General features: G+C 72.4%; 4 protein-coding genes. All 4 read right to left on the bottom strand.

Going from position 1 to position 5,331, the window contains the following annotated elements; translation table 11 throughout:
* On the bottom strand, positions 1-1,167 hold a 1,167-nt coding region (locus G9H71_RS20840; RefSeq protein WP_407939782.1), incomplete at its 3' end, for a DNA gyrase subunit A.
* Between the two features lie 122 nt (positions 1,168-1,289).
* On the bottom strand, positions 1,290-3,284 hold the full coding sequence (gyrB, locus tag G9H71_RS20845; RefSeq protein ID WP_331273166.1) for a DNA topoisomerase (ATP-hydrolyzing) subunit B: 1,995 nt from the start codon (positions 3,282-3,284) through the stop codon (positions 1,290-1,292).
* Positions 3,285-3,726: 442 nt separating this feature from the next.
* Positions 3,727-4,350 carry a DUF721 domain-containing protein gene (locus G9H71_RS25350; protein ID WP_166284698.1) on the bottom strand — a complete coding sequence of 208 codons (624 nt, stop codon included), beginning with the start codon at positions 4,348-4,350 and terminating at the stop codon, positions 3,727-3,729.
* Positions 4,347-5,331 (bottom strand): DNA replication/repair protein RecF (gene recF / locus G9H71_RS20855; RefSeq protein ID WP_166284699.1); only part of this gene is annotated, 985 nt, incomplete at its 5' end. The genes G9H71_RS25350 and recF, both read right to left, overlap by 4 nt.

Genomic DNA, 5,331 nt, shown 5'->3' on the forward strand with positions numbered 1-5,331 from the left:
CGATGCGCTGGCCCGGATGAGCGCGATGACCTCGTCGAGGTGATCGAGCGCCTTGACCAGGCCGCGCAACAGGTGCGCGCGCTCCTCGGCCTTGCGCAGCCGGAACTGCGTGCGCCGGACGATGACCTCGATCTGGTGCGTGACGTAGTGCTTGACGAACTCGTCGAGGCGCAGCGTGCGCGGGACGCCGTCGACCAGCGCGAGCATGTTCGCGCCGAACGTCTCCTGCAGCTGGGTGTGCTTGTAGAGGTTGTTGAGGACGACCTTGGCGACGGCGTCGCGCTTGAGCACGATGACCAGGCGCTGGCCGAGGCGCTCGTTGCCCTCGTCGCGGACGTCGGCGATGCCCTGGACCCGGCCGTCCTTGACGAGCTCGGCGATCTTCTGCGCGAGGTTGTCCGGGTTGACCTGGTAGGGCAGCTCGGTGACGACGAGGCAGGTGCGGTTGTTGATCTCCTCGACGTTGACCACCGCGCGCATGGTGATGGAGCCGCGCCCGGTGCGGTAGGCATCCTCGATGCCGCGACGGCCGACGACCAGACCGCGCGTCGGGAAGTCCGGGCCCTTGATCCGCTGCATCAGGGCCTCGAGCAGCTCGTCGCTCGACGCGTCCGGGTGGGCGAGCGACCACTGCACGCCGTCGGCTACCTCGCGCAGGTTGTGCGGCGGGATGTTGGTCGCCATGCCGACTGCGATGCCGGCGCTGCCGTTCACCAACAGGTTGGGGAAACGGCTGGGGAGGACGTCGGGCTCCTGCGTGCGCCCGTCGTAGTTCGGCGACATGTCGACGGTGTCCTCGTCGATGTCGCGGACCATCTGCATCGCCAGCGGCGCCAGCCGGCACTCGGTGTAGCGCATCGCCGCGGCCGGGTCGTTGCCGGGCGAGCCGAAGTTGCCGTTGCCGTCGACGAGCGGGTAGCGCAGCGACCAGGACTGTGCGAGCCGGACGAGGGTGTCGTAGATCGCCGAGTCGCCGTGCGGGTGGTACTGGCCCATGACGTCGCCGACGACGCGCGAGCACTTGGAGTAGCCGCGGTCGGGGCGGTAGCCGCCGTCGTACATCGCGTAGAGGACGCGCCGGTGCACCGGCTTGAGCCCGTCGCGCACGTCGGGCAGCGCGCGCCCGACGATGACGCTCATCGCGTAGTCGAGGTACGACTGCTGCATCTCGACGTTGATGTCGCGCAGCTCGATCCGGTCGCCGGGCGGCGGCGTCGTCGGCGTCTCAGTCACCAGAAGTCCTTCTCACGAGTACGACTGCAGCTGTCAGGGTCGCGCGGTCGCACGCGCTAGATGTCGAGGAAGCGGACGTCCTTGGCGTTGCGCTGGATGAAGGAGCGACGCTGCTCGACGTCCTCGCCCATCAGCACGGAGAACAACTCGTCGGCCGCTGCGGCGTCGTCGAGCGTGACCTGGAGCAGGACGCGCGCGTCCGGGTCCATCGTCGTCTCCCACAGCTCCTTGGCCGGCATCTCACCGAGGCCCTTGAAGCGCTGGATGCCCTCTTCCTTCGGCAGCCGCTTGCCCGACTCCTGCCCGAGCTTGATGAGCCCGTCGCGCTCGCGGTCGGAGTAGGCGTACTGCACCGGCTCCTTGCCCGCCCACTTGATCTTGTAGAGCGGGGGCTGCGCGAGGTAGACGTGGCCGGCCTCGACGAGCGGCCGCATGAAGCGGAAGAAAAACGTCAGAAGCAGAGTGCGGATGTGCTGGCCGTCGACGTCGGCGTCCGCCATCAGGATGATCTTGTGGTAGCGGAGCTTCTCGAGGTCGAAGTCGTCGTGGATGCCCGTGCCCGCGGCCGAGATCAGCGCCTGGACCTCGTTGTTCTGCAGGATGCGGTCGATCCGCGCCTTCTCGACGTTGAGGATCTTGCCGCGGATCGGGAGGATCGCCTGGAAGCGCGAGTCGCGGCCGCCCTTGGCCGAGCCGCCGGCCGAGTCGCCCTCGACGATGTAGAGCTCGCACTTGTCCGGCTCGCGCCACTGGCAGTCGGCCAGCTTGCCGGGCAGGCCGCCGGACTCCAGCAGGCCCTTGCGGTTGCGGGCCAGCTCGCGGGCCTTGCGGGCGGCGACCCGGGCCGTCTGCGCGGAGATGGCCTTGCGGACGATGTCCTTGCCCTCGTTGGGGTTCTTCTCGAACCACTCACCGAGCCGGTCGTTGCACACGGTCTGCACGAACGACCGTGCCTCGGTGTTGCCGAGCTTGGTCTTCGTCTGCCCCTCGAACTGCGGCTCGCCGAGCTTGATCGAGACGATCGCGGTCAGGCCCTCGCGGATGTCGTCGCCGGTGAGGTTGGTGTCCTTCTCCTTGAGGAGGTTCCACTGCCGGGCGAACTTGTTGACCGTCACGGTCAGCGCGGACCGGAAGCCCTCTTCGTGCGTGCCGCCCTCGTGCGTGTTGATCGTGTTGGCGAAGGTGTAGACCGACTCGGTGTAGGTCGGGTTCCACTGCATCGCGACCTCGAGCGAGAGCTTCTTCTCCGCGTCCTCTGACTCGAAGTCGATGACGCTCCGGTGCACCTCCCCCTTGCTGGAGTTGAGGTGCGTCACGAAGTCGATCAGGCCGCCCTCGTAGAAGTAGGTGACGTTGCGCTGCTCGGCGACCTGCTCGGCCACCTCTTCGCTGTCGGTCTCGACGGGCCGCTCGTCGCGCAGGCAGATGGTCAGGCCCTTGTTGAGGAACGCCATCTCGCGGAAGCGGGCCGACAGCGTCTCGAAGGAGTAGTCGGTGGTCTCGAAGATCTCGTCGTCGGCCCAGAACGTCACTGTCGTGCCGGTGCGGTCGGTCGCCTCGCCACGCTCGAGGTCGGCCACCGGGGCGCCGCGCAGGAACGCCTGGCGCCAGACGTAGCCGTCGCGGTGCACCTCGACCTCGACGCGCTCGGACAGCGCGTTGACGACGGAGACGCCGACGCCGTGCAGCCCACCCGAGACGGCGTAGCCGCCACCGCCGAACTTGCCGCCCGCGTGCAGGACGGTGAGCACGACCGTGACGGCCGGCTTGCCCTCCGAGGCGACGATGTCGACCGGGATGCCACGGCCGTTGTCCTCGACGCGCACGCCCCCGTCGGCGAGCAGGGCGACCTTGATCGTGTCGCAGTAGCCGGCGAGGGCCTCGTCGACGGAGTTGTCCACGACCTCGTAGACCAGGTGGTGCAGCCCGCGCTCGCCGGTGGAGCCGATGTACATGCCCGGGCGCTTGCGGACCGCCTCGAGGCCCTCGAGGACGGTGATCGCGCTGGCGTCGTACGCCACGGCCTCGCCGTCCGGGCCGCCGGCGGGCACGCTGCCGTTCCCCGCGCCGGTGTCAGATGCGCTGCCGTCGAGTGCGCCGTTCGCCGCGCCGGTGTCGGGGGCGATGCCGTCGGGTGCCGTGCCGTCGGTCCCCGGGGGCGCCACGCCCTGTGCCGGGTCCACGATGTCCTGCGCGCTGGGCTGGATGTCGGTCACGGGCACCCTTCGGGGGCACGCGGCACCGCTCCCCTCGGGAGGGACCGGCGGCCGCTGTCGAGCGGAGCCCGAAGCGGCGGGAGCACCTCCGGGCGGAACCACTCAAGTCTACCCGTCCGCGCCCTCTGCAGGTGGCCGTGCACACCCCTGGGACGCCGTCTGGCGGTGGAACGGAGGTGGGGACGGGTCCCCCCACACGACGACGGGCACCACCGGGCCTCGTAGCGGGTCAGGTGCGTCCGTGCGCCGGGCCCGGGGCGAGCTCGTTCGACCCGGGTCAGCCGTACGTGTCGCGCGGCCCGCGGCCGCGTACGGAGAGCGGGCCGCGCCGCCAGGAGGGCGCCGCCGGCCCCTGCACGCTGATCGTGCGACAGACGCCGCGGCCCAGCTCGGCGTCGATTCGGGCCCGCAGGGCCGGGACGAGCAGCCGCAGCTGCGTCGCCCAGGCCGTCGAGTCCGCACGAAGCACCAGGACCCCGTCGTCGAAGCGCTCCGGGGTGGCGTGCGCCGCGACCTCCGGGCCCACGAGCTCGGGCCAGCGCGCCAGGACGCCGCTGACCGCCGCCTCGACCTCCCAGCCGCGCTCGGCGAGCAGGCGCGAGACCGCCGAGCCGACGCGCTGCGGGTCCCGGTCGTCCGGCGCGGGGCCGCTGCGCAGCTCCTCACCGCGGGCGTACGAGCGCCGCCCGCGGCCGGCCGGCTCCCCCAGCGCGCGGGCACCGGTCGGCCGCTCCCCGTTGCGCCGGGCCGCCAGCCGGGCGGCGGCGAGCGCCTCGCGCGCGATGTCCACGCCACTGCGCCGCTGCGCGGCGGCGGCCTCGCCCGGGCCGTTCACGCCTCCTGCGGCGCGCTCCGGGAGGTCGTCCGAGGGGCGGCCGGGGTCGGCCTGGCGCTCGGTCACCGCACCCGGCGGGCCGCGCCGGCGGCCACGTCGAACCGAGCCCCGGCCAGCTCGCCCGGCACGTCGCCGGCGACCGCGGCCGTGATCAGGACCTGCTCGGCCGGGGCGATGCGCGCGGCGAGCCGCTCCCGGCGGTCGCTGTCCAGCTCGGCGAACACGTCGTCGAGCACCAGCACGGGCTCGCCGCCGTCGGCGCGCAGCAGGTCGTAGGACGCCAGTCGCAGCGCCAGCGCGTAGGACCAGGACTCCCCGTGGCTCGCGTAGCCCTTGGCCGGGGCGGCTCCGAGCCGGAGGACCAGGTCGTCGCGGTGCGGGCCGACCAGCGAGACGCCGCGCTCGAGCTCGGAGCGGCGCAGCCGGCGTACGGCCTCCAGCATCGCCTGGGCGAGGGTGTCGCGGTCCTGGACGCCCTGCCCGGCGAGCTCGTCGCCGAGCGCGGACTCCAGCGAGCTGCGGTAGTCCAGGCCGGTCGGCCCCTTGCCGCGCGACACCTCGTCGTAGGCCTTGTCCACGAGGGGGCGCAGGGCGTCGACGAGCTCGAGGCGCGCGGCCAGCAGCTCGGCGCCCGTCCGCGCGAGATGGGCGTCCCAGACGTCGAGGGTGGCGACGTCGCCGCCGCCGGAGCGGACCTTGGCGCCGGCGCTCTTGAGCAGGGCGTTGCGCTGCTTGAGCACCCGCTCGTAGTCCGAGCGCACGCCGGCGAAGCGCGGTGCCCGGGCCACCAGCAGGTCGTCGAGGAAGCGGCGCCGCTCCCCGGGGTCGCCCTTGACCAGCGCCAGGTCCTCGGGGGCGAAGAGCACGGTCCGCAGCAGCCCGAGCACCTCGCGGGCGCGCGGCACGGGGGAGCGGTTGATCCGGGCGCGGTTGGCGCGGCCGGGGTTGACCTCGATCTCGACCAGCACGGGCCGGTTCTCGCGGACGACGCTGGCGCGGACGACCGCGCGCTCGGCGCCGAGGCGTACGAGCGGGGCGTCGGCGGGC

The sequence above is a fragment of the Motilibacter deserti genome (assembly GCF_011250635.1).
Classification (GTDB): domain Bacteria; phylum Actinomycetota; class Actinomycetes; order Motilibacterales; family Motilibacteraceae; genus Motilibacter_A; species Motilibacter_A deserti.